Source organism: Streptomyces sp. NPDC057694, from assembly GCF_042799415.1.
Lineage (GTDB): Bacteria > Actinomycetota > Actinomycetes > Streptomycetales > Streptomycetaceae > Streptomyces.
Window position 1 is genome coordinate 18377 of sequence record NZ_JBHVIX010000041.1, and the last position, 26286, is coordinate 44662.

27 protein-coding genes and 1 riboswitch are annotated in these 26286 nt (G+C 70.4%); of the genes, 15 read left to right on the top strand and 12 right to left on the bottom strand.

What is annotated here, in order from left to right; all coding sequences use genetic code 11:
- Window positions 1–8 precede the first annotated feature (8 nt).
- From ACFVDP_RS42115 to ACFVDP_RS42130, 4 genes are all read left to right on the top strand, one after another.
- Window positions 9–938: a MurR/RpiR family transcriptional regulator gene (locus tag ACFVDP_RS42115; protein WP_383502630.1), complete on the top strand. Its 930-nt coding sequence runs from the start codon at window positions 9–11 to the stop codon at window positions 936–938.
- 275 nt (window positions 939–1213) lie between these two features.
- Entirely contained in the window at window positions 1214–2158 is a 945-nt protein-coding gene (gene murQ / locus ACFVDP_RS42120; RefSeq protein ID WP_383502633.1) for an N-acetylmuramic acid 6-phosphate etherase, read from the top strand.
- A 48-nt stretch (window positions 2159–2206) separates the two neighbouring features.
- On the top strand, window positions 2207–3697 hold the full coding sequence (locus ACFVDP_RS42125; protein ID WP_383502636.1) for a PTS transporter subunit EIIC: 1491 nt from the start codon (window positions 2207–2209) through the stop codon (window positions 3695–3697).
- A 235-nt stretch (window positions 3698–3932) separates the two neighbouring features.
- Window positions 3933–4514 (top strand): CGNR zinc finger domain-containing protein, encoded by a 582-nt coding sequence (locus ACFVDP_RS42130; RefSeq protein ID WP_383502639.1) that lies wholly within the window; start codon window positions 3933–3935, stop codon window positions 4512–4514.
- 171 nt (window positions 4515–4685) lie between these two features.
- On the opposite strand, the gene ACFVDP_RS42135 is transcribed toward ACFVDP_RS42130, so the two are convergent.
- A complete protein-coding gene (locus ACFVDP_RS42135; protein WP_383502642.1) occupies window positions 4686–5123 on the bottom strand; it encodes a DUF4267 domain-containing protein in 438 nt (145 codons plus the stop codon).
- A gap of 45 nt (window positions 5124–5168) precedes the next feature.
- Window positions 5169–5615 (bottom strand): anthrone oxygenase family protein, encoded by a 447-nt coding sequence (locus ACFVDP_RS42140; RefSeq protein WP_383502645.1) that lies wholly within the window; start codon window positions 5613–5615, stop codon window positions 5169–5171.
- A gap of 91 nt (window positions 5616–5706) precedes the next feature.
- On the opposite strand from ACFVDP_RS42140, the gene ACFVDP_RS42145 reads away from it, so the two are divergent.
- Complete coding sequence (locus ACFVDP_RS42145) at window positions 5707–6285, top strand: TetR/AcrR family transcriptional regulator (protein ID WP_383502647.1); 579 nt, start codon at window positions 5707–5709, stop codon at window positions 6283–6285.
- 54 nt (window positions 6286–6339) lie between these two features.
- On the opposite strand, the gene ACFVDP_RS42150 is transcribed toward ACFVDP_RS42145, so the two are convergent.
- Together ACFVDP_RS42150 and ACFVDP_RS42155 are read right to left on the bottom strand one after the other, a co-directional pair.
- A complete protein-coding gene (locus ACFVDP_RS42150) occupies window positions 6340–6546 on the bottom strand; it encodes a hypothetical protein (RefSeq protein WP_383502650.1) in 207 nt (68 codons plus the stop codon).
- A complete protein-coding gene (locus ACFVDP_RS42155; RefSeq protein WP_383502653.1) occupies window positions 6543–6884 on the bottom strand; it encodes a hypothetical protein in 342 nt (113 codons plus the stop codon). Before ACFVDP_RS42155 ends, ACFVDP_RS42150 begins: the two co-directional genes overlap by 4 nt.
- Between ACFVDP_RS42155 and ACFVDP_RS42160 the strand changes: the two genes are divergently transcribed.
- The 3 genes from ACFVDP_RS42160 (at window position 6883) to ACFVDP_RS42170 (ending at window position 9054) form a co-directional block, all read left to right on the top strand.
- Window positions 6883–7728, top strand: a complete 846-nt coding sequence (locus tag ACFVDP_RS42160) for a helix-turn-helix domain-containing protein (RefSeq protein ID WP_383502656.1) — start codon at window positions 6883–6885, stop codon at window positions 7726–7728. The two genes, ACFVDP_RS42155 and ACFVDP_RS42160, sit on opposite strands and share 2 nt — an antisense overlap.
- Window positions 7703–7915, top strand: a complete 213-nt coding sequence (locus ACFVDP_RS42165) for a DUF397 domain-containing protein (RefSeq protein ID WP_383502659.1) — start codon at window positions 7703–7705, stop codon at window positions 7913–7915. Before ACFVDP_RS42160 ends, ACFVDP_RS42165 begins: the two co-directional genes overlap by 26 nt.
- Before the next feature lie 227 nt (window positions 7916–8142).
- A complete protein-coding gene (locus ACFVDP_RS42170; protein WP_383502661.1) occupies window positions 8143–9054 on the top strand; it encodes a hypothetical protein in 912 nt (303 codons plus the stop codon).
- A gap of 33 nt (window positions 9055–9087) precedes the next feature.
- On the opposite strand, the gene ACFVDP_RS42175 is transcribed toward ACFVDP_RS42170, so the two are convergent.
- Window positions 9088–10014: a calcium-binding protein gene (locus ACFVDP_RS42175; RefSeq protein WP_383502664.1), complete on the bottom strand. Its 927-nt coding sequence runs from the start codon at window positions 10012–10014 to the stop codon at window positions 9088–9090.
- A 404-nt stretch (window positions 10015–10418) separates the two neighbouring features.
- Here ACFVDP_RS42175 and ACFVDP_RS42180 point away from each other — a divergent pair, with 404 nt between their 5' ends.
- Complete coding sequence (locus ACFVDP_RS42180; RefSeq protein WP_383502666.1) at window positions 10419–12281, top strand: GAF domain-containing SpoIIE family protein phosphatase; 1863 nt, start codon at window positions 10419–10421, stop codon at window positions 12279–12281.
- 22 nt (window positions 12282–12303) lie between these two features.
- Here the strand turns inward: ACFVDP_RS42180 and ACFVDP_RS42185 are convergent, their stop codons facing one another.
- Window positions 12304–12951 (bottom strand): TetR/AcrR family transcriptional regulator, encoded by a 648-nt coding sequence (locus tag ACFVDP_RS42185; protein WP_383502722.1) that lies wholly within the window; start codon window positions 12949–12951, stop codon window positions 12304–12306.
- A 204-nt stretch (window positions 12952–13155) separates the two neighbouring features.
- On the opposite strand from ACFVDP_RS42185, the gene ACFVDP_RS42190 reads away from it, so the two are divergent.
- Together ACFVDP_RS42190 and ACFVDP_RS42195 are read left to right on the top strand one after the other, a co-directional pair.
- The gene (locus ACFVDP_RS42190; protein ID WP_383502669.1) at window positions 13156–14604 is read left to right on the top strand and encodes an MFS transporter; all 1449 of its coding nucleotides are present in this window, start codon (window positions 13156–13158) and stop codon (window positions 14602–14604) included.
- Between the two features lie 82 nt (window positions 14605–14686).
- Window positions 14687–14974: a hypothetical protein gene (locus ACFVDP_RS42195; RefSeq protein WP_383502672.1), complete on the top strand. Its 288-nt coding sequence runs from the start codon at window positions 14687–14689 to the stop codon at window positions 14972–14974.
- Here ACFVDP_RS42195 and ACFVDP_RS42200 read toward each other — a convergent pair.
- The gene (locus ACFVDP_RS42200) at window positions 14953–15693 is read right to left on the bottom strand and encodes a DUF6215 domain-containing protein (RefSeq protein ID WP_383502675.1); all 741 of its coding nucleotides are present in this window, start codon (window positions 15691–15693) and stop codon (window positions 14953–14955) included. The genes ACFVDP_RS42195 and ACFVDP_RS42200 overlap by 22 nt on opposite strands.
- A gap of 107 nt (window positions 15694–15800) precedes the next feature.
- On the opposite strand from ACFVDP_RS42200, the gene ACFVDP_RS42205 reads away from it, so the two are divergent.
- Window positions 15801–16052 carry a type II toxin-antitoxin system Phd/YefM family antitoxin gene (locus tag ACFVDP_RS42205; RefSeq protein WP_383502678.1) on the top strand — a complete coding sequence of 84 codons (252 nt, stop codon included), beginning with the start codon at window positions 15801–15803 and terminating at the stop codon, window positions 16050–16052.
- A 129-nt stretch (window positions 16053–16181) separates the two neighbouring features.
- On the opposite strand, the gene groL is transcribed toward ACFVDP_RS42205, so the two are convergent.
- The 4 genes from groL to thrC form a co-directional block, all read right to left on the bottom strand.
- A complete protein-coding gene (groL, locus tag ACFVDP_RS42210; protein WP_383502680.1) occupies window positions 16182–17807 on the bottom strand; it encodes a chaperonin GroEL in 1626 nt (541 codons plus the stop codon).
- 317 nt (window positions 17808–18124) lie between these two features.
- Window positions 18125–18331 carry a cold-shock protein gene (locus ACFVDP_RS42215; RefSeq protein WP_005486335.1) on the bottom strand — a complete coding sequence of 69 codons (207 nt, stop codon included), beginning with the start codon at window positions 18329–18331 and terminating at the stop codon, window positions 18125–18127.
- Between the two features lie 419 nt (window positions 18332–18750).
- Entirely contained in the window at window positions 18751–19026 is a 276-nt protein-coding gene (locus ACFVDP_RS42220; RefSeq protein ID WP_383502683.1) for a MoaD/ThiS family protein, read from the bottom strand.
- A gap of 95 nt (window positions 19027–19121) precedes the next feature.
- Window positions 19122–20417 carry a threonine synthase gene (gene thrC / locus ACFVDP_RS42225; protein ID WP_383502686.1) on the bottom strand — a complete coding sequence of 432 codons (1296 nt, stop codon included), beginning with the start codon at window positions 20415–20417 and terminating at the stop codon, window positions 19122–19124.
- A gap of 18 nt (window positions 20418–20435) precedes the next feature.
- Window positions 20436–20591: riboswitch (SAM riboswitch) on the bottom strand.
- A 150-nt stretch (window positions 20592–20741) separates the two neighbouring features.
- Between thrC and ACFVDP_RS42230 the strand changes: the two genes are divergently transcribed.
- From ACFVDP_RS42230 to ACFVDP_RS42240, 3 genes are all read left to right on the top strand, one after another.
- The gene (locus tag ACFVDP_RS42230; RefSeq protein ID WP_383502689.1) at window positions 20742–21689 is read left to right on the top strand and encodes a glucosyl-3-phosphoglycerate synthase; all 948 of its coding nucleotides are present in this window, start codon (window positions 20742–20744) and stop codon (window positions 21687–21689) included.
- Between the two features lie 38 nt (window positions 21690–21727).
- Window positions 21728–23737 (top strand): hypothetical protein, encoded by a 2010-nt coding sequence (locus ACFVDP_RS42235; RefSeq protein ID WP_383502693.1) that lies wholly within the window; start codon window positions 21728–21730, stop codon window positions 23735–23737.
- An 89-nt stretch (window positions 23738–23826) separates the two neighbouring features.
- The gene (locus ACFVDP_RS42240; protein WP_383502696.1) at window positions 23827–25206 is read left to right on the top strand and encodes a trehalose-6-phosphate synthase; all 1380 of its coding nucleotides are present in this window, start codon (window positions 23827–23829) and stop codon (window positions 25204–25206) included.
- A gap of 238 nt (window positions 25207–25444) precedes the next feature.
- Here ACFVDP_RS42240 and otsB read toward each other — a convergent pair whose 3' ends face one another.
- Complete coding sequence (otsB, locus tag ACFVDP_RS42245) at window positions 25445–26272, bottom strand: trehalose-phosphatase (RefSeq protein WP_383502698.1); 828 nt, start codon at window positions 26270–26272, stop codon at window positions 25445–25447.
- Window positions 26273–26286: the final 14 nt, after the last annotated feature.

The following is a 26286-nucleotide window of genomic DNA, read 5'->3' on the forward strand; positions in this document are numbered from 1 at the left end:
TTCAATATGTGAGCAATGACGTGAAGGAAAGTTTCGCGAACGACGCGCCGCCCGCCCCTGCCGCCCTCGCGGCCAAGGTGCGCACGCTGGCGCCGTCGATGACGCGATCCATGCAGCGGGTCGCGGAGGCCGTCGCCGGTGACCCCGCCGGCTGCGCCGCCCTGACCGTCACCGGCCTCGCCGAGCTCACCGGCACGAGCGAGGCGACGGTGGTCCGCACGGCCCGCATCCTCGGCTATCCCGGCTACCGCGATCTGCGCCTGGCCCTCGCCGGGCTCGCCGCCCAGCAGCAGTCGGGCCGGGCGCCCGCCGTCACCGCCGACATCGCGGTCGACGACCCGATCGCCGACGTGGTCGCGAAGCTGGCCTACGACGAGCAGCAGACCCTCGCCGACACCGCCGCCGGGCTCGACACCGTGCAGCTCGGCGCCGCCGTGGGCGCGCTCGCGGCTGCGGGGCGCGTCGAGATCTACGGCATGGCCGCGTCGGGGCTTGTCGCCCAGGACCTGGCGCAGAAGCTGCTGCGCATCGGCCACGTCGCGTACGCGCACTCGGACCCGCACCTCGCCGTCACCAACGCGGTGAGCCTGCGCTCCGGAGACGTGGCCGTCGCCATCACCCACTCCGGCGCCACCAGCGACGTCATCGAGCCTCTCCGGGTCGCCTTCGAGCACGGCGCCACGACGATCGCGATCACGGGCCGCCCGGACGCCCCGGTCTCCCAGTACGCGGACCACATCCTGACCACCTCGATCGCCCGCGAGAGCGAACTCCGCCCCGCCGCGATGTCCTCCCGGACCAGCCAGCTCTTGGTGGTCGACTGCCTCTTCGTGGGCGTGGCCCAACGCAACTACGAAACGGCCGCCCCGGCCCTCTCCGCCTCCTACGAGGCCCTGGCCCACCGCCACCGAGCCGCTCCCCGAGGCGGCAGATCATGACACCCGTACCCGTCCGCGGCCCGGTGGGGCTTCTCGCGCAGTTCCCCGCGCCCCTGAAGGCCGCGCTTCGCGCGCCTTCCCCCGATGAGATGCCGCACGAAGTGCGCATCTCAGGGGCGCGGGGAACTGCGCGAGAAGCGGCCACCGGCCCGCACCCGGCGACGCTCCCAGGGGCGCGGGGAACTGCGCGACCAGCCCCCCACCCGCCGTGAGCCGCGACGAGACAGCACCAGGCAGACGCCACCGCACCCGCACAGAAAGCCCCCGAGACGACGATGTCCACCGACGCCACGTACACAGAACTCCGCGCCCAGCTGGCCACCCTCACCACCGAAGCCTTCCGCCCGGAACTCGCCGAGATCGACCAGCTCCCCACCCAGGAAATCGCCCGCATCATGAACGGCGAGGACGCCACGGTCCCCACCGCCGTAGCGGCCCAACTCCCCCAGATCGCGGCCGCGATCGACGGCACCGCCGCCCGCATGTCCCGCGGCGGCCGCCTGATCTACGCGGGCGCCGGCACGGCAGGCCGTCTCGGTGTCCTGGACGCGTCCGAGTGCCCGCCCACCTTCAACACCGACCCGGCCGAGGTCGTCGGCCTGATCGCGGGCGGCCCCTCCGCGATGGTCACCGCGGTCGAAGGCGCCGAGGACTCCAAGGAACTGGCCGCCGAGGACCTCGACGCCCTGAACCTGACGGAGAACGACGTCGTCGTCGGCATCTCCGCCTCGGGCCGCACCCCGTACGCGATCGGCGCGGTCGAGCACGCGAGGGCCCGCTACGGCGCCCTCACCATCGGCCTGTCCTGCAACGCGGACAGCGCCCTCGCGGCGGCCGCCGACCACGGCATCGAGGTCGTCGTCGGCCCCGAGCTGCTCACCGGCTCGACCCGCCTGAAGGCGGGCACGGCCCAGAAGCTCGTACTGAACATGCTGTCGACGATCACCATGATCCGGCTCGGCAAGACGTACGGAAACCTCATGGTCGACGTACGCGCGTCGAACGAGAAGCTGCGGGCCCGCTCCCGCCGCATCGTCTCGCTGGCCACGGGCGCCGAGGACGCCGTCATCGAGGCGGCGCTCGCCGCCACCGACGGCGAGGTGAAGAACGCGATCCTCGTCGTCCTCGGCGAGGTCGACGGCCCGACGGCGGCCCGTCTCCTGACCGACTCCAAGGGCCACCTGCGCGACGCGCTCGCCGCGGCCCCGAGCACCACCTGACCCCCCGTACATCCCCAGCACCACCCGCACAGCAAGGCAGCACGCACCATGGCTGAGAACAAGAACCGCGACGTGGCGGCCTCGATCCTCCCGCTCGTCGGCGGCGCAGAGAACGTCACCTCGGTAGTCCACTGCATGACCCGGCTCCGGCTGGGTCTGGCCGACCGTTCGCTGGTCCAGGACGAGGCGCTGAAGGCGCTGCCCGATGTCATGGGCGTGGTCGAGGACGAGACGTACCAGATCGTCCTCGGCCCCGGAAAGGTCGCCCGGGTCACCCCCGAGTTCGAGGCGCTCGTCGAGGAGGGCAAGGCAGCCGCACCCGCGTCGGCCTCCGCTCCGCACCCGGCGACGGCCGACGAACTGGCCGCCCAGGGCGCCGAGATGCGGGCAGCGCGGAAGGCGAAGAACGCCACCCCGTTCAAGCTGTTCCTGCGCAAGATCGCCAACATCTTCGTGCCGCTGATCCCGGCCCTGATCGGCTGCGGCATCGTCGCGGGCATCAACGGCCTGCTCATCAACCTGGAGTGGCTGCCCTCCGTCACCCCCGCCCTCGCCGCCATCGCCTCCGGCTTCATGTCGCTGATCGCGGTGTTCGTCGGCTACAACACGGCGAAGGAGTTCGGCGGCACCCCGATCCTGGGCGGCGCGGTCGCGGCGATCATCGTGTACGCGGGCGTCGCCAACATCGAGGCGTTCGGCCAGAAGCTCTCCCCCGGCCAGGGCGGTGTGCTCGGCGCGCTGGGCGCGGCGGTCCTCGCCGTGTACGTGGAGAAGTGGTGCCGCAAGTGGGTCCCGGAGGCGGTCGACGTCCTGGTCACCCCCACCCTCACGGTCCTCATCTCCGGCCTGGTCACGATCTTCGGCCTGATGTACGTGGCCGGTGAGGTGTCCACCGGGATCGGTACGGCGGCGAACTGGCTGCTGGACAACACCGGCGCCTTCGCGGGCCTGGTCCTCGGCGGTCTGTTCCTCCCGCTGGTCATGCTGGGCCTGCACCAGGCCCTCATCCCCATCCACACCACCCTCATCGAGCAGCAGGGCTACACGGTCCTGCTCCCCATCCTGGCGATGGCGGGCGCGGGCCAGGTCGGCTGTGCGATCGCGGTGTTCAAGCGCCTCAAGCACAACGCGTCGATCCGCAAGACCATCAAGTCGGCGCTCCCCGCGGGCTTCCTGGGCGTGGGCGAGCCCCTGATCTACGGTGTCTCGCTCCCCCTGGGCCGTCCGTTCATCACGGCGTGCGTGGGCGGGGCGGCGGGCGGCGCGTTCGTCGGCCTGTTCTCGATGCTCGGCGACAAGGTCGGCTCGACGGCCATCGGCCCGTCCGGCTGGGCCCTGTTCCCCCTCCTGGACGGCAACCACGGCTGGGGCTCCACGGCCCTGATCTACCTCGGCGGCCTCCTGATCGGCTACGTCGTCGGCTTCGTGGCCACGTACTTCTTCGGCTTCAGCAAGCAAATGCTCCTGGACCTGAACACGGACACAGCCACCCCGGAACCCCTGGCCCCCACCCCATCCGAGTTCGCGTCTGCACGCTGAGTGTGGCTGGTCGCGCAGTTCCCCGCGCCCCTGGGCGAGCGAAGCTCGCTTCAGGGGCGCGGGGAACTGCGCGAGAAGCGGCCACCGGCCCGCGCCCAACAACGGGAAGAGCAGCGCGAAGCGCACGCTCCAGGGGCGCGGGGAACTGCGCGACCAGCCCCCACCGGCCGGCACCCGACGACGGCCCAACAGAAGCCCCACCGACCCGCAGGCGAAGACTGCTAGCGTGCCCGGCATGGCGGACACCCGTACCGACCCCGCACCCTTCCGCTGGTACGGCGGAAGGATCTCGGTCGACTTCACGGCCACCCTGACCGGCCACGGCCCCTCCGCCGTAGAACAGCTGCGCACCCCCACCGACCTCTCCCACTGGTCCCGCGCCGCACACCTCTCCGACGCCCCGCTCCCCGACGCGACCCCCCGCGCCCTCACCCAGGCCCACCACCTGCGAGAAGCCCTGCACCGTACGTTCCTGCACGCGGCGAAGCCCGACCCGGACGACCTCGACACCATCAGCACCTGGTCGGCCCGCTCCCTGCCGGGCCCCCGCATCGCCACGGGCCCGAACGACGCCCCGGTCCTGCGCCGCCCCCAACTCCACCTCACCGGCGACCTGTTGACCCTGATCGCCCGCGACGGCGTCGACCTGCTCACCGGCCCCCACAGCCACCGCATCCGCGAGTGCGCCGCACCCGACTGCACCCTGCTCTTCGTCGACGTCAGCCGCCCGGGCCGCCGCCGCTGGTGCTCGATGGACGCGTGCGGGGCCCGGTCCAAGATGGCCGGGTACCGGGCCCGCAAGACACAGGGCGTCTAGGGCCTGTCTTCAAACTCCCCTCTGCCCCGCGACGCCTGGCACGCACTCTCGCCGCACCGGGCACAAGGCCAAGTACGTCCAGTACGAGGCCGTGCACCCGGCGCACCGAGAGCACGCACCAGACGCCGCGGGGCCGCCCTCCGGGCGACGAGGGGAGTTTGAAGACAGGCCCTAGACGAGGGCCCGCTGCCGCCCATCGGGACGGACCCCGCCCCGCGCAGCGACCTCGCGGGTCTCCCGCAGGAACAGCAGCCCGTTGACCACCATCAGTGTCGCCGTCAGGCAGTGCACACCGAGCGCGGCGCCCACGGAACCGTGGTGGCCCAGCACATTGGCCATGTCCCCGTACGCGGCGAGCGCCTCCACCGTCAACGCCCAGCCCAGGGCCCGGCGATGCCCCGTCACCAGCAGCACGGCCAGGACCAGCGCCATGACGACATCGCGTATCCCTTTGACGACCAGGAAGCCACCGCCGTCGCCCGACGGCACGTGCGGCAGGCCGTAGCCCGGCGCCGTGGCCGCCGGATTCAGGATGAACTCCGTCCCGAACCACAGGATGAAGAGGATGAAGGCGGCGGCGAGAACGGTGTTGATCTTCTTCAGCGACATGCTTCTTCTCCTTGCGAACCTTGAGCCTGGAAGGGGGATCGTGCGTCAGACGAGGGCCGTGACCAGCAGGGCGAAGGCGGCGACGATGACGGCGACGCGGACGTAGTGCCAGCGGTCCCAGCGGTTCATCTGCTCCTTCCAGTCGGCCGGCCGGCTGCCGGCGGTCCACGTCTTGACCCGGTTGTTGATCGGGACGAGCACCAGGATCGACATGAGCACGCTGACGATCAGCAGCGCGGCGGCGGTCACGACGAGGCCGGTGCCGTCGTCGCCCCATCCGGCGACGGCCCAGACCCCGACGAGGACGAGCGAGCCGATGTACCAGAACGGCATCACGGCGCCGCCCAATCGAGCCCCGTGGACGCGGGCGCGCAGGCCGTTGTCGCCGGGGAGTGCGTTGAGGACCGGGTTGCTGAAGAAGGGGACGGAGAACTCCACCCCCACCATCACGCCGACAACCACGATGGTGACGACCTCGAGTGCATTGAGCATGATGACCCCTCCTGGGATCTAGCGCTGCTAGACGATGACGCAACGCTAGACCTACTGCCGCTCCGTTGTCTAGCGGTGCTAGGATCGAATCATGTCGGTACAGGAACGCAAGGAGCGCGAGAGGGCGGCCCGCGAGCGCCTCATCGTGAAGACGGCCCGCGAACTCGCCGAGCGGCAGGGCTGGGACGCGGTCACCACCCGCCGGCTCGCCGAGAGCATCGAGTACAGCCAGCCCGTCCTCTACAGCCACTTCCGCGGCAAGCGCGAGATCATCGGCGCGGTGGCCCTGGAGGGCGCCTCCGCGCTGGCCGCGGCGCTGCGGACCGCGACCGCCGAGGCGGACGGCCCGCGCGCCCGCGTCGCCGCGCTCGCCCACGCCTACCTCGACTTCGCCGAGGGCAACCCGGCGGTCTACGACGCGATCTTCCAGCTCGACGGCGGTCTGCCGTACGCGCAGGAGGACACTCCGGAACCGCTGAAGGACGCCTTCGCCGCGCTGGTGGAGAGTCTGGGCGAGGTCGCGGGGGACGGCGTCCACCCGGGCCTGTTCACCGAGACGTTCTGGGCCGCCCTGCACGGCCTCGCCACCCTGACCCGCGCGGGCCGGCTCCCGCCGGGGGACGCCGAGTCGAGGGTGGATCTGCTGGTGGACCGGCTCGCCGCGTACTGACCCGCCGCCCCGGCGGGACCGTGTCCCGCCGGGGCGGCCATCAGGTCCCGGACCCTAGGGCATCCGCCCCTCCCGGTTGACCTCCCGCACGCGCGCCCGCAGTTCCTCCGACACCGGCGCGGGCGCCACGGCCTCCGGCGGGCAGTCCCACTCGACTCCCCCGCCCGGCGGCCTGAGCTGCACGTATCCGCACTCGTGCCCCATGACCTGCCCGACGCGCCCGTCCCGTACGTCGATCACGTACTCCCCGACCGCGCTCACCCTCGCGCCCCGTGCAGTACGGCCGCCAGCCGCATCGCCGTATCCAGGTTCACGCACCCCAGGTCCACCAGCGGATACGGCGCCTCGCTCGCCGCCGACACCGAATCCACCCGCGCCGACGGCAGCAGCACCCCCAACGCCAGCAGCTCCGCCCTGAGTTGCGCGATGACCTCCTCGCCCACCCGAATCCGCTCCGCGTCCCGCACGACCATCCCGACCAGCACCCTTCTTCCACCGAGTGTTCCGCATTCCTCACCCAGCGTGACCGCATCGGCTCTACGCTTTCCAGAGCGCCGGCCCAACAAAGGGCATTGCTGCAAGCGGGAGTTGATGCACATGTCCGGACCGAAGGACCTCGACCCCTCGTCGCGCCGCGTCATGATCGGCGAAGAACTCCGCCACGCCCGCGAAAGAGCGCCCCTCACCCAACAGGCCCTGGGCGTGCAGCTGTTCGTCAGCGGTTCGTACGTCGGCCAGATGGAAGCCGGGACGCGACGCATCCTGCCCGACATGGCCGTCCGCCTCGACGAGATCCTGGAGACCGGCGGCTTCTTCGTCCGGCACTGCACGAAGGCCAACAAGTCGAAGCACCCGGAACACTTCGCCGAGGCCGCCGAGGCGGAGGCGCTGGCCATCGAGATCAGGGAGTACGAGTCACAGCTGATCCCCGGCCTGCTCCAGACCCCCGCCTACGCCCGAGCCGTCTTTCTGGCCTATCAGCCCACCGCCCAAGAAAAGACAATCGACAAGCTGGTGGCCGACCGGACAGAGCGTGCCCAGCTCCTCGACGACCCAACAAGGCCGTTGTTGTGGGCGGTTTTGGACGAGGCGGCTCTACGCCGGGAAGTCGGCAGCCCAGCAGTGATGGCCGAGGCCCTGCGTCATGTGGCCGCCCTGGCACGCACCCGCCGCGTAATCGTGCAGGTGCTGCCCTTCACGGCGGGGGCACACGCCTCCATGACCGGCTCACTCAAGCTCATGCACTTCGACGACGCACCCCCACTCGCCTTCATCGAGGCACCCAGCACCGGGCAGTTGATGGACGATCCCGCAACGGTCGCCCGCCACCAGCTGTCCTACGATCTGCTCAGGGCCAACGCACTCACCCCCACACATTCCCTGGCCCTGATCTCGTCAGTGGCAGAGGATTACGCACATGAAGATCGCGACCACCAAGCCTGACCTGACCTCGGCCACGTGGCACAAGTCCTCTTACAGCGGGGGCGAAGGCGGCAACTGCCTGGAGGTCAGCCACGACCACCCTGGACTGATCCCGGTCCGCGACTCGAAGAACCCCTCCGGCCCGAAGCTCGTCCTCCGGGCGGCAGCCTGGACGGCGTTCATCGACGACCTGCGCCGGAACGGCTGACGCAGCGCCCGAAGCTCAAGCCCCGAGCCCCGAGCTGCGCTTTTAGGGATGGGGAGGTGGGTCTCAACCCACCCTCCCGCCCTGCGAGTTGGAAATCCCGACACTTTCCGGCACCGACTTGCCACGCAGGGTGACGACGCTCTAGCGTGCCCGAATAACGAACGGCCCCCGTCGGTGCGCCAACACCGAACGAGGGCCTATCCATCGAGATCGAAATGAGTCGATCCATGGCTGACGCCTACTTTAGTGCTGCCGACATGCCCGCGCATCCCGCCGCCCGCCCCGGCTACGGCAAACGCTCGGCACCGGACCAAGCCCCGCGCACAAGCGCCGACTTCACCCACCTCCCGCCCCGCGAAGCGCACATCGCCGGGTTCATCGACCGCCTGCACGACGGCGCGGACATCTCGGTGAAGCTGCTCGCGTCCTGTCTCCCGTACGGCCAACAGGCGATGCGCACAGCGCTGAACAACCTTCAGGCAGCAGGCCACTTGAGGCGCGGCAGGGAACACGTGGTGGGCTCGGGGAGCGCGCGCTGGGTGACGCGTACGTGGTTCTCGCGGACGGCGCGGGACGATGCCTGGTGGACGAAGTTCCTGCGCGGAGACGTGCCGGAGGACGAACCTCCGTGCGCACGGGGCGAAGGCCCCACCCGCAACAGGGCGTACATCCTGCTGGCGGCGCTGGGCCGGACGGCGCCGACGCTGGCGCTGTCGGCGACGGAGTGCACGACGCTCGCGCCGCTGACGGAGGCCTGGTTCGCGCGGGGCGCCGACGAGTCGACGGTCCTCCACGCCCTGACGACGGGCCTGCCCACCCCGGTCCACAGCCCGGCGGCACTGGTCCGCAGCCGCCTGACGTCGAAACTCCCGCCGGAACCGGCCCCGCGCCCGCCGCTGCGCGTCGTGGAGTGCACGACGTGCGGGGACCCGGGCCGCCCGGAGGACATCCGAGGGGGCCGCTGCGGCATGTGCCGGGGCACGACCCACCCCCCGGCGAACCCCGCGCTCCCACCGGCCCTCACCGCCGACACGGTCCGTGCCCGCGCGGACCGGATCCGCACGGCGATGCGCGCGGAGATCCCCGGAACCCCGCCCCGCAGCCGGGCCCCGTACGACCCGCGTCACGCGTACTCCTGACAGCCGCCCCGGCCCCTCCAGGTCAGGCAGGGATCAGCGCACGTCCACGCAGTCACCGGTGGCGGTGACCGGCGGCGTGGTCGAGGTGCCCTCGAACTTGTAGCGGTAGCAGCGGTCGGTGGTGGCGGTGCGGGTCTGCTTCTCGACGCCCGCCTGGCTGCCGGTGCCGGTGATGTGGCTGCTGGTGGTGGCGTACGAGCCGGTCAGCGAACGCTCCTGGAGGCGGACGGTCTGCTGGGTGTAGCCCGCGTACTTGTGGGTGTCCCAGTTGGCGCGCTCCAGCTTGCCGGTGATGGTGATCTTCTTGCCCTTGGCGATGGGCTCGGGGGCCGCGTTGTTGCTCAGCCGGGACCAGCGCTTGAGGTACCAGGTCAGGGCGTTGTCGGTGTCCACGTCGGTGACCGCGTCGGTGACCGCCCAGAGGGAGATCTTCCAGGCGCCGGCGTCCTCGTTCGTCAGGTAGCTCTGGGGGTCGATCTTGTAGGTGGCCGTGCAGCTGTACTTGGCGTCGCCGGACTGAACGCACATGTCGGCGCCCGCGTTGAACTCCTCGGAGGTCAAGAACTGCTCCGCCCCGGTGTCGAGGTCGGTCCCGCGCCAGAGCGACGCGTTGCTGCCGTAGAGCGTCGACCCGCCGCTGATCGTCCACTTCACGGTGATCGTCTGCGTGTTCGTCGTCCCGACGCGGGCGCTGTTGCCGCCGTCGACGCTGACGCCGGAGACGACGGCGGAGTCGGCGGCGCGCGCGACGCGGGCCTTGGGCGCGGCGGCCTTCTTCGCCGCCGACGCGTCGGCGGCCGCCGCCTTGCTCTCCTTCAGCGCGTCGGCCGCACTGGTCCCGCCCGCCGACGCGGACGGGGTGACGAGCAGACCGACGGCGAGCCCGGAGGCGGCCAGCGCGCCGACGCCCAGGGTCACCTTCTTGCCGGACGTCATCTTGGTGCGCGAGTGCTGGGACATGAGACGGCTCCGATATCGACTGAACGACGGGCGGACGCAGGTCGCGGACGACAGGACCCGGATCACGCACGGCCACAACGGCCGCACAGTCTTGATCGGCGATGAGGTGAAAGGGTTGTACGCGCGCGTCAGTTGAGCCGTATGAGGTGCGTCACCCGGCGGTGTCGAGCCCCTGGCCCGGCTCCTGGGAAGGCACGGCCTGGAGACCGTCCCGGCAAACAGATCATCGCCACGCCCGCCCTGCCGGCGCACACGCCCTGACCTGCCGAGAAGCGCCTCACGCCGGTCAACTCGCATGAGAAAGCGGCCTGTTGCCGCTGTCGCACGCCGAACCCCGAGGCACTATCGTTGCCGCACGTAAACTGTTCTGACGCCATACGCGTGCGACGTATTCGGGAGAGGCCGTGGGTGGTTCGGGCGCGGAGGAGTCGCGTGCGCCGGGGGCGGAGTCGGCGGAGGTCCGCCGTCCGGAGCGGGTGGCCGCGGTGCACGAGACCGGACTGTCGGCGGCGGCCGACCCGGGCATGGACCGCTTCGCCCGCCTGGTGGCCGACCTTCTGAACGTCCCCGTGGCCCTGGTGTCGATCGTGACCGACGAGGGGCAGTTCTTCCCCGGCATGATCGGACTCGACGAACCGTGGGCCACGGCCCGGCGCACTCCGCTGTCGCACTCGGTGTGCCGCCACGTAGTGGCCGACGCGGCCCCGCTCGTCGTCGACGACACCCGCGCCACCCCCCGCACCCAGGACAGCCCGGCCATCGAGGACCTGGACGTCAAGGGCTACGCGGGCGTGCCCCTGACCGACACCGACGGACAGGTACTGGGCGCGCTGTGCGCCATCGACACCCGCCCCCGCCGGTGGACCGAGCGCGAACTGGGCGCCCTGGAGGACCTCGCGGCGGCCTGCTCCGCGGAGCTGCGCCTGCGCGCGGCCTCACGCCAGCGCGAGGCCGCGCGCGGCGAGGCGGGTGAACTGGCGGGCAGACTGCGCATCGCCCTGGAACGCTCACAACTGCTGCTGCGGGCCACCGACGCGCTCGCCGACACCACCGGCCTGGCCGAGGTCCGCCAGCAGGTCCGCGACCTGGTCACCAGCGACCTGAAACCGGTCTACGTCGGCCTGGTCCTGGTCGAGGACGAGGACCGGCTGCGCCGCCTGGTCGACGCCACCGGCAGCGCGCCGATGGAGGAGCGGTTCGAGACCTACCGGCTCGACGCCGCCTGGCCCACCGCTCGCGCGGCACGCGAGAACCGCACCATCACCGTCCACAGCGTCGAGGATCTGGCCCGCGACTACGCCGCGGACGCCGTGGCGGCGTTCACGAGCCTGGGCCTGAGCAGCGCGGTCTGCGTCCCCCTGCCCGGCACCGTCATCCCGCTGGGCACCCTCGTGCTCGGCTGGGACCGGCCCCACGAGATCGACGTCCTGGAACAGGCCCTGCTCGCCTCCCTGGCCGGATACACCGCCCGCGCCGTGGAACGTGCCCTGTTCGTGGACAGCCGCATCGAAGCGGCACGGCAGATGCAGCAAGCCATGCTCACCGACCTGCCCACCGTCCCCGGGCTCGAACTGGCCGCCCTCTACCGTCCCGCGTCGGACGGCGAACTGGTCGGCGGCGACTGGTACGACGCCTACCGGCTGCCCACAGCCGCCCAGGGCGGCGAGGACTCCACCCGGCCCGCCGCCCTGGCCGTCTCGGTCGGCGACATCACCGGCCACAACCTGACCGCGGCCACCCTCATGGGACAGGCCCGCAGCATGCTCCGCCAGGCCGACCTGGACCACGCCGGCCAGGGCCCGGCCCGCTCCGTCGCCGCCTTCGAGCACGCCAATCAGCACCTCGGCCTCAACGCCAGCGGCACCCTGGTCCACGCACACCTGCGCCCGTGGCCCGGCACCGGCATCTGGGAACTCACCTACACCATCGCCGGGCACCCCGCCCCGCTCGTCGTCGACCCCGACGGCACCGTGCACCGCCTGGACCACCGCGGGGCCCTCGTCTTCCCCGGACTGCCCGCCAGGGCTCCTCGCGCGGACCACACCCTGCGCCTGGCGCCGGGCAGCCTCCTGCTGCTCTACACCGACGGCCTCGTCGAGGAACAGCGCGGGGACATCGACACCGCGACGGACAAGGCCGGCCGGTTCCTCGCCGACCACCGCCACGACCCGCTCCCCGGCCTGCTCGACCGGCTCGCCGACCACGTCGCGGGACCCGTCGCCCACGACGACATCGCCCTGCTCGCCCTGCGCGTGCCCGGCCTCTGACAGCCACCGGGCCTGCGGTCGCTCAGCCGGCCGCCATCAACCGCAGCCCCGCCAGGGTCAGGTCGAGAGCGGTGCGGAACTGGTCGACGTCGTCGTGGCCCTCGAACTCGTCGGCGATCTCGTGCACGAACGGGAACTCCGCCGGGTCCAGCTCCCGCCAGGTGGCGACGAAGCGGCCCAGGAACTCGTCGCGGCTGACGGCCCCGTCGAGGACCTCCGCGGGCGGCTCCTGCCCCAGGTCGACGGCTGAACCGACGACGACGCCCGTGACCGCCGACACGGCGTGGAAGCGCTGGCGGGGGGTGAGGTTCATGCGCAGCGACTGCTGGCCCAGCTTCTCCCACAGGCGCAGGGAGTTGTTCTGGAGGTCGGTGTTGCGCATGAAGTAGCTGCCCAGCCAGGGGCGCTGCACGATCGCGTCGAACAGCGTGAGCGCCATCTCGCGCAGCGCGTCGATCGGATCGTCCTGCTCCGGCAGCGCCTCGATGTCCGCGAGGACCATGCCGATCACGTGGTCGGTGGCGCGGTCGAGCAGCTCGTCCTTGTTCGCCACGTACCAGTAGATGCTGGCGACCCCGCCGCCCAGGCGCTGCGCGAGCGCCCGGAACGTCAGTGCCGAGGGTCCCGCCTCGTCGAGCAGCGCCACCGCCTCGGTGAGCACGGACTCCATCGAGTGCGAAGCCCGCCGGCGGCCCCCGGCGGCGGCGCGGTTCTGCGTGCGCGGCATGGCGTCTGCTCCTCACTTCCAGCTTCGGTTTTGCATTCCATCGAACGCTGTTCTATCGTAACTTATCGAACGCGGTTCGATGACCGGACGGCGTTCGATACCCCCCTTGAGAAATCGTTCGCGAACGGGACAGAAAGGACCGCTGCCATGACTACTCGCACTTATCCGTCGCTGCGCGCGGCGTGGATCCCCCTGGCAGCGCTCTGCCTGGCCTTCTTCGTCGAGATGGTCGACAACACGCTGCTGTCGATCGCACTGCCCACCATCGGCCGGGACCTCGGCAGCGGGACCACCGCGCTGCAATGGGTCACCGGCGCCTACTCCCTGACCTTCGGCGGCCTGCTGCTCACCGCGGGCTCCATGGCCGACCGGCTCGGCCGCCGCAGAGTGCTCCTCATCGGGCTCGCCGTGTTCGGCGCGCTGAGCCTGTGCGTGGTCTGGGTGACCACCGCGGGCGAGCTGATCGCCCTGCGCGCCGCGCTCGGCGTGGCCGCCGCCGCGATGGCCCCGATCACCAACTCACTGGTCTTCCGGCTCTTCGACGACAAGGCGCTGCGCATGCGCGCCATGACGCTGATGATCGTCGTCGGCATGTCCGGCTTCGTCCTCGGCCCGCTGCTCGGCGGCACCGCGCTCGCCCACGTCCGCTGGGAGTGGCTGCTCGTCGTCAACGCCCCGATCGCCCTGCTCGCCTGCATCGGCGTCCGGCTCGGCGTCCCGGCCGACCGGCCCGAGGACCTGACCAAGGACCGCCTCGACGTCCCCGGCGCCGTGCTCAGCGTCGCCACCATCGGCCTCGCCTGCTACTCGCTGACCAGCGGCGTCGAGCACGGCTGGCTCTCCGCGGCCACCCTCGCCTCGATCGTCGGCGCCGTCGTCGCCGGTATCGCCTTCGTCCTGCACGAGCGCAGCAGCAAGGCCCCGATGCTCGACCTGAACCTCTTCCGCAACGGCACCGTGCGCGGCGCCGCCCTCGCCCAGATCGGCACCTCGATCGCGATGGCCAGCGTGATGTTCGGGCTGATCCTGCACTTCCAGTACGCCTACGGGTGGAGCCCGGTGCGGGCCGGCCTCGCCAACCTGCCGATCATCATCACGATGATCGCCGCGACGCCGCTGTCCGAATGGCTCGGCCGCCGCTTCGGCCACCGCATCGCCTGCCTGGTCGGCGCGGCCTGCCTCGCCGGATCACTGGCAGGTCTGTCCTGGGGCGTCTCGCACGGCTACGCCGTCATCGCCGTCTGCATGGTCCTCATGACCGTAGGACTGCGCACCGTCATGACGATCTGCGCCGTCGCCCTCGTCGACGCCATGCCCGCCAACCGCACCTCGATCGGCGCCGCCCTCAACGACACCGCGCAGGAGGTCGGCTCCAGCATCGGCACCGCCATGGTCGGCACCCTGATCGCCGCCCTGGTCACCACCACGCTCCCCACCGGCATCTGGAGCAGCGACCTCGTCGCCTCCTTCTTCCACGGCGAACGGATCACCTACGCCGTGCTCGCCATCGTGGTCGGCGTGATCGCGGCCGGCGGCGCCCTGAGCCTCACCAACTCCCACAGCGTGGAGGAGGCCCCGGTCGAGGAACTCGTCTGACCCTCGTACGCCCCTCGCGGGAGGCGAAGCGCGCGGGACCGCTCGACATGCGGCCCCGCGCGCTTCGCCGCATCCTGGCCCCATGGCTGACAGCACCTTTTCCAAGATCTCCTGGACCGAGTTCCGCCCCGATCAGCGGAGGCTCTCCGTCGGCGCGGGCCTGACCGGCGTCGGCATGCTCGTCGCCGCGGCGGGCGTCGGCGTCCTCGTCTACGAACTGGCCCGCGCGGGCCGCTCCTGGACCGGCAGCTGGGAAGTACCCCCCACCGAACTGGCCTCCCGGGCCCTGCGCCAGGCCCAGACCGCCGCCCAGACGGCGACCAAGGCGGGCCGCGACGCGTGGACCACCTACGAAGAGGGCGCGTCCTGAGGCAGCGTCGACCCTGAGTCGAAGCCCGGGACGACCGGGAGCACGTGCTTCGCGATCTCCAACAGGGCGGTCCGGTCCGGGTAGCCGCCGCTGTTGCGCCACATCACCAGCTCGTAGGAGCCGCCGCGGTTCTTCGCGTCGAGCGCGACGCTGAGCGCCTCGGCGGGCACCCCCTCCGTGCTCTTGGCGTCCGAGCCGTCGAGCCGGAAGCTGATGCCCATGGTCTGGGTCGTGTAGAAGACCGCGGGACGGCGCAGCACCTTCTGGAAGTGCACGTCGCGGCCGATGAACGCGGCGGTGTCCTTGTCCACGCGATACTCGTCGTAGGACGCGGTCAGCTCGACGGTGTAGGTCTCGAACTCGATCCGCGCCGAGGGCGTCGGGGTCTTCTGCTTCCCGAACTCGACGGACCCGCCGTTGCCGAACGCGCTCTTGGGTTTCTCCCCCGGTATCCCGAGCCAGTCCGCCAGCTGGCGCTGGTTCAGCGCACTGCACAACTGCGCCCCGGACACCCGCCCGGCGGCCTTGTCCTTCTTCGTCGGCTCCCCGCCCGAGCACGTGGCGGCATCCTCCGCGGCACTGCGCCCGTCCTCCGGCTGCTGAGCCAACGCCCAGAACCCGACGCCGAGCGCCCCCACGAGCGCGAAGGCGGCGATCGCCTGCCCCCATGCGTTGGTGACCCGCTGCTCGTCCGTACGCGGATCGCTGCTGTCTACCATGTCCCCCACCTACCGTGATCCCACGTGATGCCCCCATACGTGACGAGGGAATGTAACCCGCGGTGATCATCGGTACAAGGGACTTGTCGCCCACGGAAGAGGCCACGATGCGCACCATGACCGACACGGAATGCCGGGCGAAGTACGCGGAGACACTCGACGCGGTCGTCGACGACCGGGAGGAAGTGATCGTGACCCGCGCGGGCCGCGAGCCCGTCGTGATCGTGGCGCTCGCCGAGTACGAGTCCCTGAAGGAGACGGCATACCTGCTGCGCAGCCCGGAGAACGCGCGGCGCATCCTGGACGCCATCGAAAACCTGGAGACCGGCGGCGGCACGGTCAGGGAACTGCTCGCCTGAGGCTCGCGAGACAGGAGCAGGACCGCGAGGTGCTGAAGCGCGACAACGCCCGAGGGCGGCACCCTCTCCGTGAAGAGAAGGTGCCGCCCTCGGTGCGTACTGCTGGACGGTCGATCAACCAGAGGTCGATCAGAAGTCCATGTCACCGCCCGGCATGCCGCCGCCGGCCGGGGCAGCGCCCGCCTTCTCCGGCTTGTCGGCGATGACGGCCTCGGTGGTGAGGAACAGCGCGGCGATCGACGCGGCGTTCTGGAGCGCGGAGCGCGTCACCTTGGCCGGGTCGAGGATGCCCTCGGCGATCATGTCGACGTAGTCGCCGGTCGCGGCGTTCAGACCGTGACCGATGGGAAGGTTGCGCACCTTCTCCACGACGACGCCACCCTCAAGGCCACCGTTGACGGCGATCTGCTTGAGCGGGGCCTCCAGGGCGAGCTTCACGGCGTTGGCGCCGGTCGCCTCGTCACCCTCGAGCTCCAGCTTCTCGAACACCGCGGAGGCCTGGAGGAGGGCCACGCCACCACCGGCGACGATGCCCTCTTCGACGGCCGCCTTCGCGTTGCGAACGGCGTCCTCGATGCGGTGCTTGCGCTCCTTGAGCTCGACCTCGGTCGCGGCACCGGCCTTGATGACCGCAACACCGCCGGCGAGCTTCGCCAGGCGCTCCTGCAGCTTCTCGCGGTCGTAGTCGCTGTCCGAGTTCTCGATCTCGGCGCGGATCTGGTTGACACGACCCTGGACCTGGTCGCTCTCACCCGAACCGTCGACGATCGTCGTCTCGTCCTTGGTGATGACGACCTTGCGGGCGCGGCCGAGCAGGTCGAGACCGGCGTTCTCCAGCTTGAGGCCGACCTCCTCGGAGATGACGGTGCCACCGGTGAGGATGGCGATGTCGCCGAGCATGGCCTTGCGGCGGTCACCGAAGCCCGGGGCCTTGACGGCGACGGACTTGAAGGTGCCACGGATCTTGTTGACGACCAGGGTCGACAGGGCCTCGCCCTCGACGTCCTCGGCGATGATCAGCAGGGGCTTGCCCGACTGCATGACCTTCTCCAGCAGCGGAAGGAGGTCCTTCACGTTGCCGATCTTCGAGTTGACGATGAGGATGTACGGGTCCTCCAGCGAGGCCTCCATACGCTCCATGTCGGTGGCGAAGTACGCCGAGATGTAGCCCTTGTCGAAGCGCATGCCCTCGGTGAGCTCAAGCTCGAGACCGAAGGTCTGCGACTCCTCGACGGTGATGACGCCTTCCTTGCCGACCTTGTCCATCGCCTCGGCGATGAGCTCGCCGATCTGGGTGTCGGCGGCGGAGATGGAGGCCGTCGAAGCGATCTGCTCCTTGGTCTCGACCTCCTTGGCCTGCTCGAGCAGGGCACCGGAGACGGCCTCGACGGCCTTCTCGATACCGCGCTTGAGGGCCATGGGGTTGGCACCGGCGGCCACGTTGCGCAGACCCTCGCGCACCAGGGCCTGGGCCAGGACGGTCGCGGTCGTCGTGCCGTCACCGGCGACGTCGTCCGTCTTCTTCGCGACCTCCTTGACCAGCTCGGCGCCGATCTTCTCGTACGGGTCCTCGAGCTCGATCTCCTTGGCGATGGACACACCATCGTTGGTGATCGTGGGGGCGCCCCACTTCTTCTCGAGGACGACGTTGCGACCCTTGGGGCCCAGGGTCACCTTGACGGCGTCGGCGAGCTGGTTCATGCCGCGCTCGAGGCCGCGCCGTGCCTCCTCGTCGAACGCGATGATCTTGGCCATGTGAAGTGGTCCTCCCGGACGGGGTGGAAACGCAAACGGACCGTGCTGGTGCCCGCGACGGACGGCCTGCAGCCCTTGTGGTTCCTTGCCCCACCCGGCCTGCGGGCCTCACCGACCCGATCCAAGTTCTGTCACTCTCACTGGGAGAGTGCTAAGCCCAATGATTAGCACTCGACCCATGCGAGTGCAAGCGGCTATCACAGATCCGGCCGTGCTGCGCACCCACGCGCGGGCAGCACGAAGGGCCCGCCCCGGCGAACCGGGGGCGGGCCCTTCATGGACCGTACGAAGCTTGCGTGCTGCAGTCGGTCGCGCGCTCAGCCGGCGGCCAGGCGGACCATGTCGGCCTGCGGCCCCTTCTGGCCCTGCGAGATCTCGAATTCCACTCGCTGACCCTCTTCGAGGGTGCGGTAGCCGTCCATCTGAATCGCGCTGTAGTGGACGAAAACATCCGCACCACCGTCGACCGCGATGAAGCCGTACCCCTTCTCCGCGTTGAACCACTTGACGGTGCCCTGAGCCATGCCTAACTCCCCTATTACTGGCCCTTGCGCGAGTCCGCACTTCGCGGACCCGGGTCAGACCTCACGCCCCAAAGGGTTTGGGGGTGTGCGCCGGAACGCGTCGACCGCGGCTGAATGTATCTGCCCAACTGCCGTCTGCAACAGGTCAGTCGGACGAGAATTCTGGGCACGCGTGATCGCGGAAAACGGTCCAACTGGACGGATCTCAGGGCAAGTCGGGCCACACAAATGCCATAAAAGGCCTGAATGGGCGGGACACATTGGCTGCTTCTTGTCGGGCTTCGGGCGAGAACTCATATGCGCCCGTCATGCACCACGTTCGGAATCGAACCAGCTTCCCCAACTGTACCGCGCTCAACCATACAGAATTGCCCCCTCCGCTTTCCTCGCGAAGGGGGCAATTCCGGTGACTCTGCGTGTCAGCCGCCGGCGACGGCCGGAATGATCGAGATGCCGGCGCCGTCGGGCGTGGCGGTCTCCAGGCCCTGCTCGAAGCGGACGTCGTCGTCATTGACGTACACGTTGACGAACCGGCGCAGCTTGCCCTGGTCGTCGAGGACGCGGGCGGCGATCCCCGTGTGGTTCTTCTCCAGGTCGGAGATGACATCGGCGAGCGTGGCACCCTCGGCGCTGACCTCGGCGGCCCCGCCGGTGTAGGTACGGAGAATGGTGGGGATGCGGACGGAAACACTCATGGATTCACCTCGGCTGATCTAGCCCCTCCGGCGTTTGAGGAGCGGGGGTCTGGGGGCGGAGCCCCCAGTTTCGGGAAGGGGCGGGGCGGGGAGCTCTACTCGGCAGCGAGCCCAGCGTCACGAAACGCCTCAAGAGAAGGCCGAATAGTGGCGGTGGCCTGCGAAGACTCCGCGACGGCGTCCAGCGTCTTGAGCCCGTCCCCGGTGTTCAGCACGACGGTGGTGAGCGAAGGATCGATGAGCCCGGCCTCGATGAGCTTCTTGGTGACACCGACCGTCACGCCACCGGCGGTCTCGGCGAAGATCCCCTCGGTCTGCGCGAGCAGCTTGATGGCCTCGACGACCTGCTCGTCGTTGACGTCCTCCACGGCACCACCGGTACGGCGCGCGATGTCGAGGACGTAGGGCCCGTCGGCCGGGTTGCCGATGGCGAGGGACTTGGCGATCGTGTTCGGCTTCTGCGGCCGGACGACGTCGTGGCCGCCCTTGTACGCGACCGACACCGGCGAGCAGCCCTCGGCCTGGGCGCCGAAGAGCTTGTAGGGCTTGTCCTCGACGAGCCCGAGCTTGATCAGCTCCTTCAGGCCCTTGTCGATCTTCGTGAACTGGGAGCCGGACGCGATCGGGATGACCAGCTGGTCGGGGAGCTGCCAGCCGAGCTGCTCGCAGATCTCGTAGGCCAGCGTCTTGGAGCCCTCGCCGTAGTACGGCCGCAGGTTGACGTTGACGAAGCCCCAGCCCTCGCCGAGCGGGTCGCCGATCAGCTCGGAGCAGAAACGGTTCACGTCGTCGTAGTTGCCCTCGATGGCGACGAGGTCACCGCCGTAGACACCGGCCATGACGACCTTGCCCTGCTCCAGGTCGTGCGGGATGAAGACGCAGGAGCGGAAGCCGGCGCGGGCGGCGGCGGCGCCGACGGCGCCCGCCAGGTTGCCCGTCGAGGAGCAGGAAAGGGTGGTGAAACCAAATGCCCGTGCGGCCTCGATGGCCTGGGCGACGACCCGGTCCTTGAAGGAGTGCGTCGGGTTGCCGGAGTCGTCCTTGACGAACAGCCTGCCTTCCGCGACACCCAGTTCGCGGGCAAGATTGTCGGCCTTGACGAGCTTGGTCCAGCCGGGGTTCAGGTTCGGCTTCTCGGCGACGTCGGCCGGGACGGGCAGGAGGGGGGCGTAGCGCCAGATGTTGGCGGGCCCGGCCTCGATCTGCTTGCGGAGCGCCTCGGGGTCACCGACCGGCAGGTCGTACGCGACTTCCAGAGGCCCGAAACACTCGACGCAGGCGAAGACCGGTCCGAGGGGGACGGTGTTGCCGCACTCGCGGCAGGAGAGCCCGGAGGCCGGTCCCAGGTCCACGGTGGTGGCGGTTTCGGTGGCGACAGTCTGTACAGCCATGAGAGGCGAGGCCCTTTCTCCTCATCTTCCTCGCGACGCATCTCGCCACGAGACGGAATTGGCACCTTCCCGAGCCGGGAGCCTCGCGACGTCGACGATGACGATCGGACGAGACCAGCTGGATGGTTGCCGGGGCTTCAACGGGCCGTATCCCTCTGCCCCTCTGGATGAGCGGTATTCGATTGTGTGGATTGAGTTGTCAAAGGCTCGTCGACCCCGACATGCGATGGTCACGGACCTTGTTCAAGACTGTAACTGAAGGGGTGGACCCTTGAGATAGTCGTCCGAACCGCGAGATGGATCACATACGGGAGGGCCCTGGACGTGCTGGAAGAAGTCGAGCGCTGGCTCAAGCGGCGTTCCTGGTCCGTGGCCGACCGCCCGCTGCACCAGCTGATCGCCGCCAAACGCGCCACCGGCCGGACCGTGAGCGTGGTGCTGCCCGCGCTGAACGAGGAGGAGACGGTCGGGGAGATCGTCTCCGTGATCCGGCGTGAGCTGATGACGGAGGCGGTGCCGCTGGTCGACGAGGTCGTGGTCGTCGACTCCGGCTCCTCGGACCGCACCTCCGAGGTCGCGGCGGCGGCCGGGGCGCGCGTCGAGCACCGGGACACGATCCTGCCGCGGATCGCGGCCCGCCCCGGAAAGGGTGAAGTGCTGTGGCGTTCCCTGCTCGTCACTTCCGGTGACATCGTGTGCTTCGTCGACGCCGATCTGAAGGAGTTCTCGGCGGACTTCGTCTCCGGCATCGTCGGCCCGCTCCTCACCGACCCCGAGGTGGACTTCGTCAAGGCGATGTACGACCGCCCGCTCGGTGACGCGGCAGGTCAGGGCGGCCGTGTCACCGAGCTGATGGCCCGCCCGGTGCTCAATCTGCACTGGCCCCAACTGGCCGGATTCGTCCAGCCGTTGGGCGGCGAGTACGCGGCCCGCAGAAGCCTGCTCGAACAGCTGCCGTTCCCGGTCGGCTACGGAGTGGAGCTGGGGCTGCTGGTCGACGCGCTGCACACCGTGGGCCTGGACGCGCTCGCCCAGGTCGACGTCGGCGTCCGCAAGCACCGGCACCAGGACGGGCAGGCGCTCGGCCGGATGGCGGCGGCGATCTACCGCACGGCCCAGCTGCGGCTCGCGCGCGGGCACCTGGTGCGGCCCGTGCTCACCCAGTTCGAGCGGGGCCCGGACGGCTTCGAACCGCGGGTGCACCCCGTGGACACCGAGGAACGGCCTCCGATGACCGAAATCAGTGAGTATGCGGAGCGTCGCGTGGCGTAATCACCGGATAGTAGGCAGATCTCCCTACATTGCCCTTTATGTGGCACAGACAGGTCTGGCTCGGACAGCTGAAGAGCACCCTGGCGGCGCTGGCCGCCGCAAGCGTGGCCGCCGCGACCCTCGTCGCCGCGGCCACTCCCGCTTCCGCGGTGGTGGTCGATCCGTTCGCCAAGCGCTACGACGAGGCCGTCTACGGCGACTTCATCACGCTGGGCAACACGGTGATGAAGTGCCCGACCACGCCCGCCGACGACGCGGCGCGCTGCCTGGCCGCGCAGGCCGGGACGACCAGCGAGAACAACAACCAGTTCGACATGCAGTACACGGACACGGCCGGCTTCGGCACGTCCGTGATCAACTCCTCGACCGGGCAGGTCACGGTCCCGCCCGGCGCCACGGTCGCGTACGCCCGGCTGTTCTGGGGCGGCAACCTCGGCACGTACCGGCTGGGCCGCAACCTGATCTCGCGGTGCGACACCGCGGGCCTGGCCACCACGCCGCCCGGCGATCCGCTCACCACCCAGCCCGTGGTGAAGGTCGGCGGCGGCCCCGAGACCCGCGCGACCGTGCAGAACGCGGTGCCCACGCCGAATCCGATCGGCGGCCCGCACTACTACACGGCCGAGTCCGACATCACCTCGCTGTTCTCCGGCGTGGCCACCGGGACCCAGGTGCCGGTGGCCGTCGGCAACGTGTGGGCGCCGACCGGCAAGGGCTGCGTCGGCGGCTGGTCGCTGACCGTCGTCTACAAGTACGACTCCCCCAACGCGCAGTACGCGCCGACCCGCCGCCACGTCTACCTCTACGGCGGCCACGTGGTGCAGCAGTCCAAGGACCCGGACACCACGATCGGCATCGACGGCTTCTACCGCGCGGGCACCAAGGACGTACGGGCGAGCGTCACCGCGTACGAGGGCGACGCGAACGTCGCGGGTGACGCGTTCCTGGTCAACGGCACCCGGATCGCCGATCCGGACAGCGACTCCGGCACCAACAACTTCTTCAACAGCCGCGCCGAGGGCTGCCTCGACCCGTGCGAGGGCAACAACTTCAGCATCGACGCCAAGACCGCGACGATCCCGGCGGGCGTCATCCCGGAGGGCGCGACCTCCGCGGACCTGACCTTCCGCACCCGCGGCGACACCTATGTGCCGTCCGCGCTGGCGTTCTCGGTGCCGGTGCCCGACCTGGAGGTCACCAAGACCGCGTCGCCGAAGACGGTGAAGCCGGGCGGCAAGGTGACGTACACGATCACCGCCAAGAACATCGGCGGCGTCGACTACCCGAACGCGAGCCTCTCCGACGACCTGTCCGACGTGCTCGACGACGCGACGTACGACAACAACGCGAAGGCGAGCACCGGCACGGTCTCCTACAGCCGCCCCAGACTCTCCTGGACCGGCACGGTGCCCGAGGGCGGGACGGCGACGATCACCTACAGCGTCACCCTGCACGACCCGCTCGACGGCGACGGCAAGCTCACCAACAACGTCACCGCCGACACCCCGCGCACCAACTGCGACACGGACTCGAACGACCCGAACTGCGGCGTCACGCCGGTGATCGAGAAGCCGCCGGCCCCGCCGCAGCTGGTCGTCACGATCCCCGACCTGCCGGACAACCCGCCGCCGGGCGAGGTCGTCGTCCCCGTCGTCATCCGCAACCCGGCGTCCGTCCCGCAGGAGACCGAGATCAAGGACGAGGACGGCACCGTCAGCCGCCTGACCGTCCCGGCGCACGGTCAGATCAAGGTGCCGCTGCGCATCAAGGTGCCCCACACCCCGGGCCAGAAGGTCGTACGCCACCTGGTGATCCCGCACAGCGTCTGCGCGGCGGGCAGCACCGCCCCGCAGTGCACGATCACCTTCACCGTGGGCCGCGTCCAGGCCCGGCCCACGCCGCCGCCCCCGCCCGCCCACCACCCGCACGGTCCCGAGCTGGCCGCGACCGGCTCGGACGTGCCCGTCCTGCTCTACGGCGGGCTCGCCCTGGCCCTGTGCGGGCTCGGCGCGCTGATCCTCTCGGCGGTCCGCAGGAGCAAGGACTGATCCAGCCCCGAGGGCGTTGTATACGGCCGGGCCCCCGCTGGGGCCCGGCCGTACGTTTGAGGGTTCGGGGGGCGGGCTAGTTTCGCCTTATGGCTTCCACGCATGGTGCTGCTGAGGTTCTCGTCGCGTCCAACCGCGGCCCGGTCAGTTACGTCGTCGGGGACGACGGCTCGATCGAGACGAAGCGCGGGGGTGGCGGCCTCGTCTCCGCGCTCAGCGTCGTCGAGGACAAACTCTGGGTGTGCGCGGCCCTCGACGACGGCGACCGGGCGGCGGTGCGCCAGGGGATCTCCGAACCCGGCGTGCGCATGCTCGACATCGACGCGGACGTCCACGCCGACGCGTACAACGGGATCGCGAACTCGGTGCTGTGGTTCGTGCACCACATGCTCTACCAGACGCCTCTGGAGCCGTCGTTCGGCCCGGAGTTCCGCCGCCAGTGGGCGTCCTACGAGGCGTACAACCGGGCCTTCGCCGAGGCGCTGGCCGAGGAGGCCGCGCCGGACGCCACCGTGATCGTCCAGGACTACCACCTCGCCCTGGTCCCGGGGATGCTCCGCGAGCTGCGCGAGGACCTGCGCATCGGGCACTTCTCGCACACGCCCTGGGCGCCCGTGGACTACTTCCGGATGCTGCCCGACGACATCGCCGAGCAGCTGCTGCGCGGGATGCTCGGCGCGGACCGGCTGGCCTTCCTGACGCGCCGCTGGGCGGACGCGTTCACCGAGTGCTGTACGCGGATCATCGGGGGCACGTCCGGGACCCGGATCGGGGTGCACGGGCTCGGCGCCGACGCCGACTTCCTGCGCGAGCGCTCGCACCGGGCGGACGTGGAGGAACGCCTCGCCGCGCTGCGCGAGCAGATCGGCCCCGGGCGCAAGGCCGTGGTCCGGGTGGACCGCACCGAGCTGTCGAAGAACATCGTGCGGGGCCTGCGCGCGTACGAACTCCTCCTGGAGACGCACCCCGAGTGGCGCGAAAAGGTGGTCCACGTGGCGTTCGCCTACCCCTCGCGGCAGGACCTGGCCGTGTACCGCGACTACACCGCCGAGGTCTCGCGGGTCGCCGACGCCGTGAACGCGCGCTTCGGCACCGAGGGTTGGACTCCGGTGGTCCTCCACGTGAAGGACGACTTCGCGCGCTCGCTCGCCGCGTACCGTCTGGCCGACGTGGCGCTGGTGAATCCGATCCGGGACGGGATGAACCTCGTGGCGAAGGAGGTGCCGGTGGTCTCCGACGACGGGTGCGTGCTGGTGCTTTCGCGGGAGGCCGGGGCCTTCGAGGAGCTGGGCGAGGACGCGCTTGTGGTGAACCCGTACGACATCTCCGCGACGGCGTCGGCGCTGGCGGACGCCTTGACGATGCCGTCGGACGAACGCGCCGAACGCACCAAACGCCTGTCGGCAGCAGCCACCGCCTTGCCGCCCGGCGCCTGGTTCCTGGACCAGTTGCAGGCCCTCGACGACTGAGAGCGCCGTCCTCCCCGCGCGACTCTCGTCGTGGCTGATCGCGCAGGGTAGTCCTTCGTCCGCGGCCCGGTGGGGCTTCTCGCGCAGTTCCCCGCGCCCCTGAGGCAGGCGCTTCGCGCCGCCTCCCCTCGGAGGCTGCGCCTCCGCCATGGGTGGGTGGCGCGCCTTGATGGAGACAGCGCACGAAGTGCGCATCTCCAGGGGCGCGGGGAACTGCGCGACCAGCCCCCACCGGGCGTCAGGTGGTGGACACCTTGTGGGAGAGGTCCGAGAGGAAGGCGGTCACCTCGGCGGGGCCGGGGAGGGTCAGGTCGGCGCGGGACGAGAGGTCGGGGACCCCGGTGCCGCTGCACACCAGGATCCCGGCCAGCCCGTCCGAGCGGAGCTTTTCCACGGCGGCGAACGCCGGAAGATCCCCGAGGTCGTCACCTGCGTAGAGAACCGACTCGGCACCCACCTCCCGGAGGTACTCGGTGAGCGCCACCCCCTTGTCGACCCCGGGCGGACGCAGTTCCAGCACGAGCCGCCCGGGCTCGACCACCAGCCCGTGCCGGGCGGCGAGGTCGCTCAACGGCCCCTTCAGCGCCTCGAAGGCCCCCTGAGGATCGGTCGCCCGCCGGGTGTGCACGGCGACCGCGCGCCCCTTCTCCTCGACGTACGTGTCGTGCCACAGCCCCACCTCGGCAAGCACCCCGGGCAACGCGGAGCGCACGGCGGCAACCCCGGGATGCGGCGCGGGCGCGTGCACGGTGCCGGTGACGGCGTCCCAGCGCTCGGCCCCGTAGTGCCCGAGGACGACGAGATGTTCGAGCCCGGCCACCCCCGCGAAGCCACCGAGCCGGACGGCCACCCCGGCGGGCCGCCCGGTGACCACGGCGACGGAGGCCACCTCGGGCGCGAGCGCGGCGAGAGCCGGTACGGCGCCGGGATGCGCGCGGGCCTGTTCAGGATCGGGGACGAGCGGAGCGAGCGTCCCGTCGAAGTCGAGGGCGATCACGGCCCGGGAGGGACGGGCGACTATCGCGGCCAGTCCGTCCCGGCCGGCGGCGGTCCTGATGGCGTCCATAGGACCGACCTTAA

What these genes read in the sequence shown, in the direction of transcription:
- thrC (WP_383502686.1), bottom strand. Translation starts at nt 20,417, where the DNA reads ATGGCTGTACAGACTGTCGCCACCGAAACCGCCACCACCGTGGACCTG.
- ACFVDP_RS42215 (WP_005486335.1), bottom strand. Translation starts at nt 18,331, where the DNA reads ATGGCTCAGGGCACCGTCAAGTGGTTCAACGCGGAGAAGGGGTACGGC.
- otsB (WP_383502698.1), bottom strand. Translation starts at nt 26,272, where the DNA reads ATGGACGCCATCAGGACCGCCGCCGGCCGGGACGGACTGGCCGCGATA.
- ACFVDP_RS42240 (WP_383502696.1), top strand. Translation starts at nt 23,827, where the DNA reads ATGGCTTCCACGCATGGTGCTGCTGAGGTTCTCGTCGCGTCCAACCGC.
- ACFVDP_RS42140 (WP_383502645.1), bottom strand. Translation starts at nt 5,615, where the DNA reads ATGCTCAATGCACTCGAGGTCGTCACCATCGTGGTTGTCGGCGTGATG.
- ACFVDP_RS42170 (WP_383502661.1), top strand. Translation starts at nt 8,143, where the DNA reads ATGGCTGACGCCTACTTTAGTGCTGCCGACATGCCCGCGCATCCCGCC.
- murQ (WP_383502633.1), top strand. Translation starts at nt 1,214, where the DNA reads ATGTCCACCGACGCCACGTACACAGAACTCCGCGCCCAGCTGGCCACC.
- ACFVDP_RS42190 (WP_383502669.1), top strand. Translation starts at nt 13,156, where the DNA reads ATGACTACTCGCACTTATCCGTCGCTGCGCGCGGCGTGGATCCCCCTG.
- groL (WP_383502680.1), bottom strand. Translation starts at nt 17,807, where the DNA reads ATGGCCAAGATCATCGCGTTCGACGAGGAGGCACGGCGCGGCCTCGAG.
- ACFVDP_RS42125 (WP_383502636.1), top strand. Translation starts at nt 2,207, where the DNA reads ATGGCTGAGAACAAGAACCGCGACGTGGCGGCCTCGATCCTCCCGCTC.
- ACFVDP_RS42160 (WP_383502656.1), top strand. Translation starts at nt 6,883, where the DNA reads ATGTCCGGACCGAAGGACCTCGACCCCTCGTCGCGCCGCGTCATGATC.
- ACFVDP_RS42185 (WP_383502722.1), bottom strand. Translation starts at nt 12,951, where the DNA reads ATGGAGTCCGTGCTCACCGAGGCGGTGGCGCTGCTCGACGAGGCGGGA.
- ACFVDP_RS42145 (WP_383502647.1), top strand. Translation starts at nt 5,707, where the DNA reads ATGTCGGTACAGGAACGCAAGGAGCGCGAGAGGGCGGCCCGCGAGCGC.
- ACFVDP_RS42200 (WP_383502675.1), bottom strand. Translation starts at nt 15,693, where the DNA reads ATGGTAGACAGCAGCGATCCGCGTACGGACGAGCAGCGGGTCACCAAC.
- ACFVDP_RS42175 (WP_383502664.1), bottom strand. Translation starts at nt 10,014, where the DNA reads ATGTCCCAGCACTCGCGCACCAAGATGACGTCCGGCAAGAAGGTGACC.
- ACFVDP_RS42165 (WP_383502659.1), top strand. Translation starts at nt 7,703, where the DNA reads ATGAAGATCGCGACCACCAAGCCTGACCTGACCTCGGCCACGTGGCAC.
- ACFVDP_RS42130 (WP_383502639.1), top strand. Translation starts at nt 3,933, where the DNA reads ATGGCGGACACCCGTACCGACCCCGCACCCTTCCGCTGGTACGGCGGA.
- ACFVDP_RS42155 (WP_383502653.1), bottom strand. Translation starts at nt 6,884, where the DNA reads ATGTGCATCAACTCCCGCTTGCAGCAATGCCCTTTGTTGGGCCGGCGC.
- ACFVDP_RS42235 (WP_383502693.1), top strand. Translation starts at nt 21,728, where the DNA reads ATGTGGCACAGACAGGTCTGGCTCGGACAGCTGAAGAGCACCCTGGCG.
- ACFVDP_RS42220 (WP_383502683.1), bottom strand. Translation starts at nt 19,026, where the DNA reads ATGAGTGTTTCCGTCCGCATCCCCACCATTCTCCGTACCTACACCGGC.
- ACFVDP_RS42205 (WP_383502678.1), top strand. Translation starts at nt 15,801, where the DNA reads ATGCGCACCATGACCGACACGGAATGCCGGGCGAAGTACGCGGAGACA.
- ACFVDP_RS42195 (WP_383502672.1), top strand. Translation starts at nt 14,687, where the DNA reads ATGGCTGACAGCACCTTTTCCAAGATCTCCTGGACCGAGTTCCGCCCC.
- ACFVDP_RS42135 (WP_383502642.1), bottom strand. Translation starts at nt 5,123, where the DNA reads ATGTCGCTGAAGAAGATCAACACCGTTCTCGCCGCCGCCTTCATCCTC.